11 protein-coding genes and 1 pseudogene are annotated in these 13,703 nt (G+C 71.4%); 8 read left to right on the top strand and 4 right to left on the bottom strand.

Features of this window, described 5'->3' with window-relative positions; all coding sequences use genetic code 11:
• Positions 1-11: 11 nt before the first annotated feature.
• Both ACFYR3_RS06755 and ACFYR3_RS06750 read right to left on the bottom strand, forming a co-directional pair.
• Positions 12-680 (bottom strand): hypothetical protein, encoded by a 669-nt coding sequence (locus ACFYR3_RS06755; protein WP_355840223.1) that lies wholly within the window; start codon positions 678-680, stop codon positions 12-14.
• Positions 681-932: 252 nt separating this feature from the next.
• Positions 933-1,928 (bottom strand): carboxymuconolactone decarboxylase family protein, encoded by a 996-nt coding sequence (locus ACFYR3_RS06750; RefSeq protein WP_389282029.1) that lies wholly within the window; start codon positions 1,926-1,928, stop codon positions 933-935.
• A gap of 227 nt (positions 1,929-2,155) precedes the next feature.
• Here ACFYR3_RS06750 and ACFYR3_RS06745 point away from each other — a divergent pair, with 227 nt between their 5' ends.
• The 4 genes and pseudogenes from ACFYR3_RS06745 to ACFYR3_RS06730 form a co-directional block, all read left to right on the top strand.
• On the top strand, positions 2,156-3,268 hold the full coding sequence (locus ACFYR3_RS06745) for a sensor histidine kinase (RefSeq protein ID WP_355840224.1): 1,113 nt from the start codon (positions 2,156-2,158) through the stop codon (positions 3,266-3,268).
• A complete protein-coding gene (locus ACFYR3_RS06740) occupies positions 3,265-3,969 on the top strand; it encodes a response regulator transcription factor (RefSeq protein WP_355840225.1) in 705 nt (234 codons plus the stop codon). The genes ACFYR3_RS06745 and ACFYR3_RS06740 overlap by 4 nt, the downstream gene beginning before the upstream one ends.
• 35 nt (positions 3,970-4,004) lie before the next feature.
• On the top strand, positions 4,005-4,742 hold the full coding sequence (locus tag ACFYR3_RS06735; protein WP_389281823.1) for a DUF4232 domain-containing protein: 738 nt from the start codon (positions 4,005-4,007) through the stop codon (positions 4,740-4,742).
• A 265-nt stretch (positions 4,743-5,007) separates the two neighbouring features.
• A pseudogene (locus ACFYR3_RS06730) lies at positions 5,008-5,202 on the top strand (hypothetical protein); the annotation flags it as partial.
• Between the two features lie 74 nt (positions 5,203-5,276).
• Here ACFYR3_RS06730 and ACFYR3_RS06725 read toward each other — a convergent pair.
• Together ACFYR3_RS06725 and ACFYR3_RS06720 are read right to left on the bottom strand one after the other, a co-directional pair.
• Complete coding sequence (locus tag ACFYR3_RS06725; protein WP_355840227.1) at positions 5,277-5,915, bottom strand: LysE family translocator; 639 nt, start codon at positions 5,913-5,915, stop codon at positions 5,277-5,279.
• A 20-nt stretch (positions 5,916-5,935) separates the two neighbouring features.
• Positions 5,936-6,250: a hypothetical protein gene (locus ACFYR3_RS06720; protein WP_356786860.1), complete on the bottom strand. Its 315-nt coding sequence runs from the start codon at positions 6,248-6,250 to the stop codon at positions 5,936-5,938.
• Positions 6,251-6,617: 367 nt separating this feature from the next.
• Here ACFYR3_RS06720 and ACFYR3_RS06715 point away from each other — a divergent pair, with 367 nt between their 5' ends.
• The 4 genes from ACFYR3_RS06715 (at position 6,618) to ACFYR3_RS06700 (ending at position 13,610) form a co-directional block, all read left to right on the top strand.
• Entirely contained in the window at positions 6,618-7,964 is a 1,347-nt protein-coding gene (locus ACFYR3_RS06715; protein WP_389281820.1) for a PLP-dependent aminotransferase family protein, read from the top strand.
• 842 nt (positions 7,965-8,806) lie between these two features.
• Complete coding sequence (locus ACFYR3_RS06710) at positions 8,807-9,655, top strand: LuxR C-terminal-related transcriptional regulator (RefSeq protein WP_389282027.1); 849 nt, start codon at positions 8,807-8,809, stop codon at positions 9,653-9,655.
• 450 nt (positions 9,656-10,105) lie between these two features.
• A complete protein-coding gene (locus ACFYR3_RS06705) occupies positions 10,106-11,929 on the top strand; it encodes a gamma-glutamyltransferase (RefSeq protein ID WP_355840231.1) in 1,824 nt (607 codons plus the stop codon).
• 814 nt (positions 11,930-12,743) lie between these two features.
• Positions 12,744-13,610, top strand: a complete 867-nt coding sequence (locus ACFYR3_RS06700) for an inositol monophosphatase family protein (protein ID WP_355840232.1) — start codon at positions 12,744-12,746, stop codon at positions 13,608-13,610.
• Positions 13,611-13,703: the final 93 nt, after the last annotated feature.

Here is a 13,703-nt window from a genome sequence, read left to right as displayed (position 1 = left end):
CTGGCCGTCCTTCAGCTCTTCTGCTCGGCCTTCAGCGCCGCCGTCGCGTCCTTGGCCGCCTTGATGGCACCCTTGTTGATCTCTTCGGTGCCGGGCGCCTTCTTGGTCTCGAAGTCGCTGCCGTTGTAGGTGACGACCACCAGCGCGTTGGACGCCCGGACGATCACCACGCCTTCGCGGGTCTGCTGCTTGTCCTCGGTGGTGAGGTTGACCACGGAGTAGGCGGAGTCGCCGACGCCCGGCACCGCCCCGCCACCGCTCTTGTCGGCGACGCGATCCTTGTAGGCCTTCTCCGCCGCGGCGTCCGACTCCTTGATCTCGTACGAGACGTCGAGCCAGCGGTAGTCGAAGCCCTTCAGCGCGTTCCACGAGCAGGTGCGGCGCACCGCCTTGTCGGTCGACGCGATCTCCTGGCCGGCTGTCTTGGCGCCGGGGACCAGGGACTTGATCGTCGAGACCTGGATGCCGCCACAGGGGGCGGGCGACGCGGCGAACGTCTTGACAGCAGCCGAGGCCGATGGGCTCGTCGCCGAGCCGCTTGTCTGCTTCTGCGTAGATTTATCCTCGGCGTTGGGGGTCGCTGCGGACGGGCCGGCGGCCAGAGCCCAGCCCGCGGAGGCGAGCAGAGCGACCGGAAGCAGACGCGCGGCGAGCGCGAGCGGCAGAGGAAGAGAACCCAAAGCGCACTTCTCGTGGGGGATGGTGCGGAGATGGTCCGCACTGCGGACGGGACGCCAGTGTCACACGAGACGCTGTGGTGCGGAAGGGCCAACCGACTTCGTGCCCGTGTAGTGACAGTGACTCACCTTGGCGGCGATTGACTGATGCTGTGGCAGGATGTCTGTTTTGTTCGCCCCGGTGATCGTTGCCTGTTTCTCCATCCCGTCATCCCGCCATCCCGGTTCCGTCATTCCGTCGCATCGCGATCACGGCTACCGCTTCGAGGCGCGGACCGGGAGGGCCCGCTCGATGCGGTCGACGGCCGCGAACGCGCCGTAGGCCACGAGGCGCACCAGGTGGCGGTCGGAATGATCGGGTTGGCGCCAGGCCGTCACGTCCTCGTCCGTGATGCGGTACGGGGCGAGGGCGGCCAGCAGTGCCAGCCGAGCGCCGGGACGCGAGCGGTCCGGGAGGCCGTCCCACGCGAGTGACGGATGTGCGCCGTCCCATCCCTGGAGCGTTTCCCGTACGAGGGCACGGTCCGCTTCGTCGAGCAGTCCTCCGCCCGCGGTGGCGGCGTCGCGCAGGGCGGCGTAGCCGGGGCCGACGGAGCTGCCGCGCGCCCAGTCGGGACCCGGACCCGGGGCGTCGAGCAGCGTGAGGCCCACACCCGGTGCGGGCCGGCGGCGCACCGTCCTGGCCAGCGACCGCCCGCCCAGACTCCGTACCGCCCGGAAGCGCTGAGCGTTGCCCGGAAGGAGGCTCTCGGTCAGCAGCGCCGACGCGATCCGGTTGATGAAGTGGAACGTGAGCATGGTGCCGATGTAGGCGGGAGCGTGCGCGGCGGGGAACGGATACGGCATCAACGCGGGTGCTCCGGGCGTCCGGCTCGCCCGGCCCCAGGCCAGCACCCGCGCATGCCCCTCGTCCGAGGGTGTCTCTCCGCGCGCGACTGCCTCGGCGAGGGAATGGTCCCCGGTGGCGTGCAGCAGCATCGTGTGCGCGTCCACGCAGAAGGGGCACCGGTTGGCCAACGACACTCCGAGGGCGGCGAGTTCCTTCCCGGTCCTGTCGCCCTCACCCGCGATCAGTGACTCACGCATCAACGCCCATGTGGAGGTGAGGAGTTCGGGCGCGGAGGAGAGGACGACGAAGGTGGCCGGACGCTCCATGCCGAAGTCCGAGGTGAGCTGGGCGTAGACGTCGGCCGTCACGCCGGTGGCCGACTTCCGCGCGGGCTGGCTGGTGTACCGGAAGGGAGTGGAGATGGACATGACCATGAGCGCCTCCTGAGTCGAACGGGGGGGGTGCCGGGCGACCGGCGACCACGGTCAACGATGGCCCGGAGGAAGCGTCGCGGGCGTCGTACGGCCGAGGGTGATCCGGGCTACCGCCGTCGGCCCGGTGCCCGGCGCCGGCTACTCCGACGGGAGTAGCCGGACAGCCGTCCACAGGTCTGACGCGGTGGTCGGCACGCCCGCATAGAGTGCCGGGCATGCAGCTCGACCAGGTCGTCCGTGGGCGTCCGGCCGACGCGGCCCTCGCGGTCGTGGTCGGCGCCCTGGTGGTGGCCGCGGCCGCGTTCGACGACGGCACCACCGCCCTCGACTACACCTTGATCGCCGTCGGTTCGCTGACGCTGGCGGCCTACCGCAGTGCCCCGCGCGTCGTACTGGCGATCACCACCGTCACCACCACGGGGTACGTCGTGCACGCCCACCCCGGTACCCTGTCCGCCCTTCCCGTCCTCGGCGCGGTCCACACGGCCGCCAGAGCCGGCCACCGGGGCGTCGCGGCGCTCGCGAGTGCCGTGTTCCTGGCCGGATTCGTGGCGACGGGACCGGGGACGCGGGAAGTGGTGGAGCGGACGGTGCTGCTCGCCGGCTGGTTCCTGTGCGCCCTGGTCACGGGCCTCGCCGACCGCACCTGGCAGGCCTACCTGCGCCAGACCGAACAGCGCGCCCTGGAGGCCGAACGGACCCGTGAGGAAGCGGCGTTGCGCCGCGCCGGTGAGGAGCGCCTGCGCATCGCGAGGGAGTTGCACGACTCGCTCACGCACAGCATCTCGATCGTCAAGCTCCAGGCGGGAGTCGCCGTCCATCTGGCGCGCAAGCGCGGCGAGGAGGTGTCGCCCGCACTGCTCGCCATCCAGGAGGCCGGCGGTGAGGCGATGCGTGAACTGCGCGCCACGCTGGAGGTGTTGCGCACCGACGAGCCGACCGGCACACCGGCGCTGCTGGTCGAACGGGCGCGTGCCGCGGGGCTCGCCGTCGATCTGCGGGTGACCGGAGAGGAGCGCCCGCTCGCCGCGACCGTGGACCGCGCCGCGTACCGCATCGTCCAGGAGGCCCTGACGAACGCCGCCCGGCACGCGGGCCCCGCCAAGGTGACGGTCGAACTCGGTTATGCCCCGGACGAGTTGACGATCGGCGTACATGACGACGGGGTGGCTCGGCAGTCCCGGCCGCCCACCCCCGGCATCGGTCTCACCGGCATGCGCGAGCGCGTCACCGCCCTCGGCGGCACCCTGAATGCCGCCCCGCGCGCGGAGGGCGGCTTCTCGGTCCGGGCCGAACTACCCCTGGACGCACCGGAGGAGGCGCGATGAGCGACCCGGACGCGCCGACCGGGGCGGGCCGCCTGATCAGGGTCGCCCTGGTCGACGACCAGGCCCTCATGCGCGCCGGTTTCCGCGCCCTGCTGGACGCCGAGGAGGGCATCGAGGTGGTGGGTGAGGCGGCCGACGGGGCGCAGGGGCTCGCCCTGGTCCGCGCCGAGCTGCCGGATGTCGCCCTGGTCGACGTGCAGATGCCCGTGATGACGGGCATCGAGGCCACCCGGTGTATCGCCGCCGACCCGGAACTCGCCGGGGTACGCGTCGTCATCCTCACCAACTACGGGCTGGACGAGTACGTCTTCGAGGCGCTGCGGGCCGGGGCGAGCGGATTTCTGCTCAAGGACACCGAGCCCGCCGATCTGCTCCAGGCCATCGAAGTCGTCGCCCACGGCGAGGCGTTGCTGTCGCCCTCGGTGACCCGCACTCTCATCGGGGAGTTCGTGGCCCGGCCCCCCGACCGGGCCACGGCGCCGGGCCTCGAAGGCCTCACCCGCCGCGAACGCGAGGTCACGGCGCTCGCCGCGCGTGGCCTGAGCAACGAGGAGATCGCCGCCCACATGGTGATCAGTCCCCTGACGGCCAAGACCCACATCAGCCGCGCGATGACGAAGCTGGCCGCTCGCGACCGGGCTCAACTCGTCGTCTTCGCCTACGAGTCGGGCCTGGTGACGGCACGAGGGCAGGTGGACTGATGCCCTCCGCCGAGCTTCCGTGCCATGATCGGCCCGTGATCGCGACAAGCCCGAAACGGGTCGGCGCGGCAGCCGCCGCCGACCGTCCGAGGCGGTCCGGTGCCTCCACCGTCGCCGTACCTCCGCGCGGTGGCCGTTCCCTTGCCGCCGGCGTTCGGGCGAAGTGGGTCCACCCGGTCGTCCTCGCCTGCCTGGTCGCGACGGTCACCAGTGGATGCGGTCTGTCCGCCGAGCTCGACCGTGAGCGCGACCCCGGGCGGACACACGTCCCGGACCCGACCAGGACCTCCACCGCGAATCCTCCCGTCATCGAGCCGCCCGAGCCCTCGAAGACGGTGCCGGTGCAACAGGGCCGTGGCTGCCCGCGGTCCGGCCTGCGCCTCGACACCGGACCCGTCGACGCGGCCATGGGTCTGCGTGGCGTGACGCTGACCCTCACCGACTGCGGCAAGCGGCCGTACAAGGTGAACGGCTACCCGGCCATCGCCCAGGTCCTGGACGAGGAGGGCGCCCCGATCACCGGGGTGCACAGCGTGGTGGGGACGGACAAGGTGCCCATGGCGCCCGCCGACCCCGGTCCCGAGCCCTTCACGCTGAACCCGGGCGACAGCGCACAGGCGGTCCTCTACTGGCGGATGGCGGCCCAGCACGGCGTGTATCTGCGCGTCGCACCGCAGAAGGGGCAGGACGCCGTCACCCTGCGGCTGTCGGACTACCTCGACATCGGCCCGGAGAACACGCTGGGGACCACCCCCTGGGCGCCCGCGTCCTGAACGCCGGTCCGCTCCGGCACCCGCACCGCGGCCCGATCCCGCCCCTCCTCACCCGCGGGACCCATGCGGCGTTCGAAGACATGGCGCTCCGTCCCCAGTGCTGTCGGGCCGCACCCATGGCCTGACCGCCGTTCGCGCTCCGCCAGGGGCTGAGGATCGGCACACCCTTTTTGTCCGCACTGCGGGTTCCCGCAGTGCGGATTTCCGAGCAATGTGCACGGTTCAACCTCCGCCGTCGATGGGGGAAGCTTTCACCGCATGCAGAAACACGCCGTACGGCACCGGTGGCCGGCTCTACGGCTACGAGATCCGCACCGCGGCCGTGGCCCGCTCGGTGCCCTGTCTGACCACGGTGCAGGCACTCGCCGCCGCCGTCGAGGGCATCGACGCCCTCAACCACGGCGACGTGGGCGTCCGCTCACTCCAGGAACACGCCGAGCATCTGACAGCGGCGCGGTAGAGACCGACACTGAAGGGTCGGCCACGGAATTCCGTGGCCGACCCTTCAGTGTCGCCGACGTACCGTCAACTCGCCTATGCCGGGCCCGAGGTGTTGACGGCGAGGGAGACGGCGAGGCCGCCGAGCACCGTTCCCATCATGTAGCGCTGCATCTTGAGCCAGGAGGGGCGGCGGGACAGGAAGACGGCGATCGTGCCGGCTGCGAGGACGATGCTGAGGTTGACCGCGACGCTGACCACGATCTGGAAGGAGCCGAGGATGAGGCCCTGGAGGAGGACGTGGCCCTTGTCCAGGTCGATGAACTGGGGGATGAGGGAGACGTACATGATGGCGATCTTCGGGTTGAGCAGATTCGTCATCAGGCCCATCGTGAACAGCTTGCGCGGCGAGTCGTGCGACACGTCCTGCGGGGCGAAGACGGAGATGCCGCCCGGCCGCAGGGCGTTCCAGGCGAGGTAGGCGAGGTAGGCGGCGCCGGCCAGTTTCACCGCGAAGTACAGCTCCGGTACGGCGATGAAGACGACCGACAGGCCCAGGTTCGCGGCGAGCAGGTACACCATGAAGCCCAGCGCCACACCGCCGAGGGAGATCATCCCGGCGCGCCTGCCCTGCGTGATGCTGCGGGAGACGAGATAGATCATGTTCGGGCCGGGGGTGAGCACCATGCCGAGTGCCACCACCGTCACGCCGAGGATCCCGCTCAGTTCAACCATGAAAATCCCTCATTCGCTGTTCATCGTTCACTGTCTTCGCGCACGGCCTCGGCCAAATCGTGCGCGATGTCGTGGAGGAGGTGACGGGTGAAGAAGTCGACGGTGAGCCGCGGGTCGGCCAGGCGCGCATCGTCGTGGTCCCAGTCGTCGACGGTGAGCGCGGCCAGGCGGCGGGCCAGGGCCTCGGCGGCGCACCCCAGCTCGTCCGCCACCTGCTGCGGCGCCTCGTCCCGGTAGCGCCGGGCAGAATCCGTATCTGCTCCAGCGGATAATCTCGGTGCAATCAGTGATTGCCTCAGGATTGCATCGAGTCGATTGTGGAACAGCAGGCACATGTCCCGTACGTGGCAGCCGGACTCCAGGGGCGACCAGGAGGGCGAGCCCGTGCGGCGGCTGCTCAGTCCCGGCGCCCGCAGCAGCCGCTGCCACCCGATTGCGTACTCCCGGAGTGCGTCGGCGATCGCGTCCTGCCTGATCAGATCGGATGTGAAGCCGCAGCTTCGGCAGTCGGGCGAGGGCAGCGGAGTCCGGCCGAGTGGTGACCGGGATCTCGTGGTCATGTTCACTGCGTCCAGCAATCCTTTCCGGGCTCGACGTAATGCCCGGAGCTTATGGCAGTGCAATAGCTCGATGCAATATCTATATTGCTCTCAGTGCAATGTTGTGATTGGATTGGGGTCATCCGACGAGGGAGAGCGCGCCGTGAAGGACTACCGGAGTGTCGCCGACGCCGTGGCCGAGGAGATCAGAGCCGACACCCTTAGGCCGGGTGACCAGCTCCCCCCGCAGCGCGAGTTCGCGCGGCAGCACGGCATCGCCAACTCCACGGCCACGCGCGTGTATCAGGAACTCGCCCGCCGAGGTCTCACGGTCGGTGAGGTCGGCCGGGGCACCTTCGTCCGGGCGGTGTCGGCGGCGTCCGGGGCGCCTGTCCTCGCGCTCACCGAACCCGCCCGCAGCCGGATCGATCTGGAGCTCAACTACCCGGTCGTACCGGGCCAGAGCGCGCTCCTTGCCGAAGGGCTCGGCGGGCTCCTGCGACCCGACGCGCTCGGCCACGCCCTGCGCCCGGTCGGCGCGTCCGGCCTCCCGGCCGTCCAGGAGTCCGCCGCCGACATCCTCGCCCGCGGCGGCTGGCGCCCCGCCCCCTCGCGGATCCTGTTCGCGGGTAACGGGCGGCAGGCCATCTCGGCCGTCATCACCGCGCTGGTGCCGCCCGGCGCGCGACTCGGCGTCGAAGAGCTGACGTACCCGGTCGTCAAGGCCGTCGCCGCCCGGCTCGGCATCACCCTCGTGCCCCTGGCCATGGACGGCGCCGGCCTGATCCCGGAGGCTGTCGAGGAGGCGCACGCCGACGCGCCGCTGCACGCCGTCTACGTACAGCCCAGGCTGCACAACCCGCTCTCGCTCACCATGCCCACCCAGCGCGTCGAGCGGCTGGCCGAGGTGCTGCTGCGGCTCGGGATCCCCGCGATCGAGGACGCCGTCTGGGCCTTCCTGCGCGACGAACTACCACCGCTCGCCGCCTACGCCCCCGAGCTGACCGTGCTGATCGACAGTCTGAGCAAGCGCATCGCGCCCGGACTGACACTCGGCTTCGTGGTGGCGCCCGCCGGTCTGGCGAGCGAGATCGCGGCCACTCTGCGGGCGGGCGGCTGGACCCCCATGCGGTTCGCCCTGGAGGCCGCCCATCGTTGGCAGCAGGACGGCATCGTGAAGAAGCTGGTCGAGGCCAAGCAGCGGGAAGCGACCGTACGGCAGGAGATCGCGGCCCGGCACCTCGCCGGTTTCGCCGTGCAGAGCGATGCGCACTCCTACCACTGCTGGTGGCAGTTGCCCCGCCCGTGGCGCGCGGACACGTTCGTGGCCGCCGCGGCGCGGCATGGCATCGGGGTCGTGCCTGCTGCCGCGTTCACCATCGGCGGCAACCACGCCCCCAACGCCATCCGCCTGGGCCTCGCCTCGCCCCAGCCGGAGGTCCTGTCCCAGGCGCTCGGCACGCTGGTCGAACTCACCCGGTCGGCGCCGGAGGACCTCGTCACCGACTGAGGCACGGGCGGCCGAATACGGCGCTGTACCCGTCGCGGACCTTGTGGGTCGCGCAGGCCGGACAGTCGGGCCGGCATGCCGGGGAAACCGTCCAGCGGCCGTGCCGGCGGGAGTGTCCACCGGCAGTCACAAATCCTTCGTCACCGACGACTTGGGGTACCGGGTCCATAACGGTGGCTTCGAACCGACCGCGAGAACGACGTCCCTGCCTCCCCGGGACGGCTGCACATTGAAATTTTTTACTCCGCGGTGATTCTGCCGATGTAATTGCGGGGGAAAACCTGATCCCTCGAAAGAATGGCAGACATCCTCCCGCGCGGCGCCCACGCGACGCGGGAAAGCCGGGTTGGCGAAATTCCGTTTAAGTGGCCGAAGTCGACCCCAGGCCGAGTCGTTGCACGCGGACGCGGTGGTCGCTACAAGGGCGTTGCAGATGCGGCCGTACCGAACGGTCTGGGACATCTTCGATACCTCGCCAGTGTGAGTAGTTGCACGTTTAGCAATATCTCGCCGGGTGGGCGGCAATGATCATCAGCGGCCCTGAGTCAGGCCGAAACGCCTGGCAGGAGCTGTTCGACCGCTCGTCCCGCCTACGTGATCCATCTTGCTGACATGTGGTTGCGTACGCGAGGCCGAACGGCGTCGAGATCACGCAACGCAGCAACACGAGGGGGGAGCATATGTGCTTAGAAAAGGGCATTGAGGAAAAGGGTAACCGCGGTCCTTCGTCCGTCGTATGCTTTTGCACCGACGGCCTGGAGCGTTATCGCGAAGCTCTCAATGAGGGCATGATATCGGGTGAGGTACCCGAGTGCCTGATCTCATACGGGCTACTGCGCCCGATGGCGGGCGTGGCAGGATTCTTCATCCCCATCCCCCCGAGGGTCGCCGAGGCGGAACTCTCCCGCTCGGTGGTACGAGAGATTGAACATCAGGAGAAAACCCTGGCGACGCTGCGCTCGTCCTTCGTGGTCGCAGACAGCCTCTACCACAAGGCGCAGCGCGACACGAGAGCCCCCATCGAATCCCTGCGCGGCGCGGACGTGATCAGCCAGTCGCTGCGCCTGGCCGTCGAGGCGTGCGAGGAGGAACTCCTCACGGCACAGCCCGGCGGCGGCCGCTCCCCGGCCCTCCTGGCCGAGGCGCTGCCCCGCGACCTGGCCCTGGTCCGTCGTGGTGTGGGCCAGCGCACCCTGTACCAGCACAGCGTCCGCTCCCACCAACCGACCCTCGCCTATATAGAGCGCGTGACGGCGGAGGGCGCCGAAGTCCGCACCCTGGACGAGATATTCGAGCGCGTCATCATCTGCGACCGCGCGGTCGCCTTCATCCCCGGCCTGCCGGAACGCAAGACAGCCGCCTTCGCTGTCCGCCACCCCGGTGCCGTCGCCTTTCTGGTCAAGCTCTTCGACCACATGTGGGAACGGGCCCGCGCGGTTTCCATCGTTCCCGAACAGCACCGCCCGGCCCTGATGAACGACTCGGTCCGCGCCACCATGCTCCGCATGGTCGTCACCGGCCACACCGACGAGACCATCGCCGCCCGCCTCGGCGTGAGTTCCCGCACGGTCTCCGGCCACATCAAGAAGGTCTCCGACCTCCTCGGCAGCCGCAGCCGAGCCGAACTCGGCTACCTCATCTCCCAACGCCGCCTGCTCGAACAGGAGGAGCCGATCGGTTCTGGGCACTGATGGCCCTGCGACCCGGACCGGACGGATTCATCCCGTTGCCCTCCAGCGGCGTGCTGGGCGTCGAGGGAGCGAACAGTGGACTCCGCGGCCGGTGCGCCGGGCATTTTCGTGTGCGTCCGGTGATGAATCCGGGATCGACGCCCATCCACGAGTGGAGCCGGCGCCCCAGGACCTGTCTGACAATTCCCGCCGGGCCCGCGGCGCCCGGCAGCGCACTCCCCAAGCTCTTCGAGCAGGGGGACCCCACGCCGCGTTGTCGGGCACGCCCAAGTACGCCCAGTGCGAGGGCGACCCTCCGCCTTGCGATGCACGGCACCGGACGCCGCGGCCTGATCCGACGCGAATTGTCAGACAGGCCCTGGCGGAGGAGATGGCCTCGCGCTCATTCTCCCCACGACCCGCTTTGATGTTCGATGGGCCGACCGACGCACGCAATCACCGGGGTGACTGATGCTTTTCACGACTCGTCCGACGCTGCAAGGTTCCTTCGGCATGGTGTCCTCCACGCACTGGCTCGCCTCGCAGTCCGCGATGGCCGTCCTGGAGGACGGCGGCAACGCCTACGACGCCGCGGTCGCGGCCGGATTCGTCCTCCACGTCGTCGAACCCCACCTCAACGGACCCGCGGGCGAGGTCCCGATCATCCTCGCCCCCGCGGACGGTGCCGTGCGGGTGCTGTGCGGACAGGGCGTCGCACCCGCCGGAGCGACGATCACCCACTACAGGGGACTCGGTCTGGATCTCGTACCCGGTACCGGCCCGCTCGCCGCCGCCGTGCCGGGCGCGTTCGACGCATGGATGCTGCTGCTGCGCGACCACGGCACCAAGCCGCTCGCCGACGTCCTGAAGTACGCCATCGGATACGCCGAGGACGGGCACGCGCCCGTGGAGCGCGTCGGCGAGACGGTGGACGCCGTACGGGTGCTGTTCGAGACGGAGTGGACCTCGTCGGCCCAGGTCTATCTGGCGGACGGCAAGTCACCGCGCCCCGGCGAGCTGTTCCGCAATCCGGCTCTCGCCGCGACCTGGCGGCGGCTCCTCGACGAGGTCGCCGGCGCGGGGGACCGGGAGGCCGAGATCGACGCGGCACGGGAGGTGTGGCGCTCCGGGTTCATCGCCGAGGCCCTGGTCCGGCAGGCCCGGCGGCCCACCATGGACACCAGCGGCGAGCGCCACACCGGCACCCTGACGGCCGCCGACCTGGCCGGCTGGTCCGCGACCTACGAGGCCCCGGCGACGTACGACTGGCGGGGCTGGACCCTGTGCAAGGCGGGCCCCTGGAGCCAGGGCCCCGTCCTCCTCCAGCAACTGGCGCTGCTCCCGCCCGAACTGCCCCGCTACGGCTCCGCCGACTATGTCCACCTGCTCGTCGAGGGCTGCAAGCTCGCCATGGCCGACCGGGAGGCCTGGTACGGCGACGCGGCCGAGGTGCCGCTCGACGAACTGCTGTCGGAGCCCTACAACGCCGCCCGGCGGGCGCTCGTAGGGGACAAGGCCTCGTACGAACTGCGTCCCGGCAGTCCGGGCGGCCGTGATCCGCTACTCAGCGGGCACGCGCGCGTGGTGGCCGTCGGGGAGCCCGGCTTCGACGCGCTCGCGGTGCCGGGCGCCGGTGAGCCCACCATGGCCCGAGCGGCGGCCGAACCCGAGGTGGCACCCGACGGCGGCACCCGGGGCGACACCTGCCACCTGGACGTCGTCGACCGCTGGGGCAACATGGTCGCCGCCACCCCCAGCGGCGGCTGGCTCCAGTCCAACCCGGTCGTCCCCGAACTGGGCTTCCCGCTCGGCACCCGGCTCCAGATGGCCTGGCTGGAGGAGGGACTGCCCAACTCCCTTACCCCGGGCCGCCGTCCGCGCACCACGCTGACGCCCTCCGTGGCGCTGCGCGACGGCGTACCGGTCATGGCGTTCGGCACCCCCGGCGGCGACCAGCAGGACCAGTGGCAGACGCACTTCTTCCTGTCCGTGGCGCTGCGCCCGCAGGTGCGCGGCGGACTCGACCTCCAGGGCGCGATCGACGCCCCGAACTGGCACAACGACAGCTTCCCCGGCTCCTTCTACCCGCGTGGCATGCGCCCCGGCAGCCTGACGATCGAGTCCCGCACGGACGAGGCGGTCGTCGAGGAACTGCGCCGCCGGGGCCACGACGTCACGGTCGCCGAGTCCTGGTCCGAGGGGCGGCTCTGCGCGGTGGCCCGCAATCCCGCGACGGGCGTCCTGTCGGCGGGGGCCAACCCGCGCGGAATGCAGGGATACGCAGTCGGACGCTGAGACCCACCCCGACCCCGACCCCGACCCCGGTCCCGCCCCGGTCGCCCCCGCGCCGGGCTCTGCACCGGGCCGCCGGACCGGCCTCGCACTGGTCGCCCGCGCCCGGCTGCGGCACCGGCCCCGCACCGGTCGCCCGCGCCGGGCCTCCGCACCAGTCGCCGGTGCCGGGTCCTGCACCGGGCCTCCGGACCGGCCTCGCGCTGGTCGCCTGTGCCGGGTCCCCGCGCCGGGCCTCTGCACCGGTCGCCGGTGCCGGGTCCTGCACCGGGCCGCTGGACCGGCCTCGCACTGGTCGCCCGCGCCCGGCCCGGCACCGGCCCCGCACCGGTCGCCCGGGCCGGGCCGCGGGCCGCGCAGGTTCCCCGCACCGGTCGCCCGCGCAGGGCCCGGCACCCGGCGCCTGCGCCGGGCGCTGCACCGGGCCCCCGCGCCGGCCCCGCACCGGTCGCCCGCGCAGGGCCCGGCACCCGGCGCCCGTGCCGGGCGCTGCACCGGGCCCCCGCGCCGGCCTCGCACTGGTCGCCTGTGGCACCGGCCCCGCACCGGTCGCCCGCGGCCCCCGCAGCGGGCGGCCCGCCCGGTCCTCTCCCCTTGGTCTGGTCGTCTCCCGGCCGGTCTGCCCCCATCCCGCGGCCCGCTCGACGGGCTCCCGCCGGGCCGGCCGCGGTGGGCCCTACTGCCGTCCGGCGGTCTCGCCGTGGTCGTGATCGCGGCCCGGTGCCGGTGATCGTCCCGCCCCGGGAATTCATGGTGATTCCACCCTGAGTACCCCGGAGGGGTGGGGATTGTCAGTGGCGCGTGCTGTCATGGAGCCATGATCGAAGAAATCGAAACCATCGACGAGTTTCTCGCGCACCGCGCGTCCGATGTGGAACAGACCATCCGCAAGGCCGCCGCCGCCGAGATCATGCCCCGGTTCCGGCAGCTCGGCGCGCACGAGATCGACCAGAAGTCCGGCCCGCACGACCTCGTGACGGACGCCGACCGCCTGGCCGAGAGGTACCTCACCGAGGCCCTCACCGCGCTACTGCCCGGCTCGGTCGTGGTCGGCGAGGAGGCGGTGCACGCCGACCCGGCGACGTACGAGGCGATCCGCGGCACGGCGCCGGTCTGGATCGTCGACCCCGTCGACGGCACCCGGCAGTTCGTGCACGGCGACTCCGGGTTCTGCACGCTGGTCGCGCTCGTGCTGGACGGCGTGGTGCACGCCTCGTGGACGTACGCGCCCGCGCGCGACGAGTTCGCCACCGCGATCCGGGGCCGGGGCGCCGTGCTCGACGGCGTGCCGCTGCGCTCCGGTTCGCCCGAGCCCGGCCGCGACCTCGACATCGCGACCTCCCACCCGGACTACACCACGGACGAGCAGAAGCGCGCGCTCCTCGGCCTGCGGGTCGACGGCGTCGTCCCGCGCCCCTGCGGCTCGGCCGGCCTGGAATATCTGGCCGTCGCCCGAGGCGAGTTGGATGCCACCGCATTCAGTTGGGAGGCGGCTTGGGACCATGCGGCGGGACTGCTGCTGGTCGAGGAGGCGGGCGGCGCCCATCTGACACTCGGCGGCGAGCCGTTCCGTGTCACGGGGGGCAACGCGCTGCCGTTCACGGCGGCCCGTGACGAGGCCACGGCCCGCCGGGTGACGGCCCTGCTGGCGGCACAGCCCGAACAGGTGGCGGCCGTGGCCTGAGCGGGAGCTCCGCGGCCCGCGAGGGTTCCGGTCCTGTCCGGCTGCCGACAGGCGGTTCCGGGGGCGTTGTCTTCCAACGCCCCGTGCCGCCAA

Source organism: Streptomyces sp. NPDC005784, assembly GCF_042871525.1.
GTDB lineage: Bacteria > Actinomycetota > Actinomycetes > Streptomycetales > Streptomycetaceae > Streptomyces.
The sequence above is the reverse complement of the archived record's forward strand: the minus strand, read 5'-3'. Positions and strand labels throughout refer to the sequence as shown.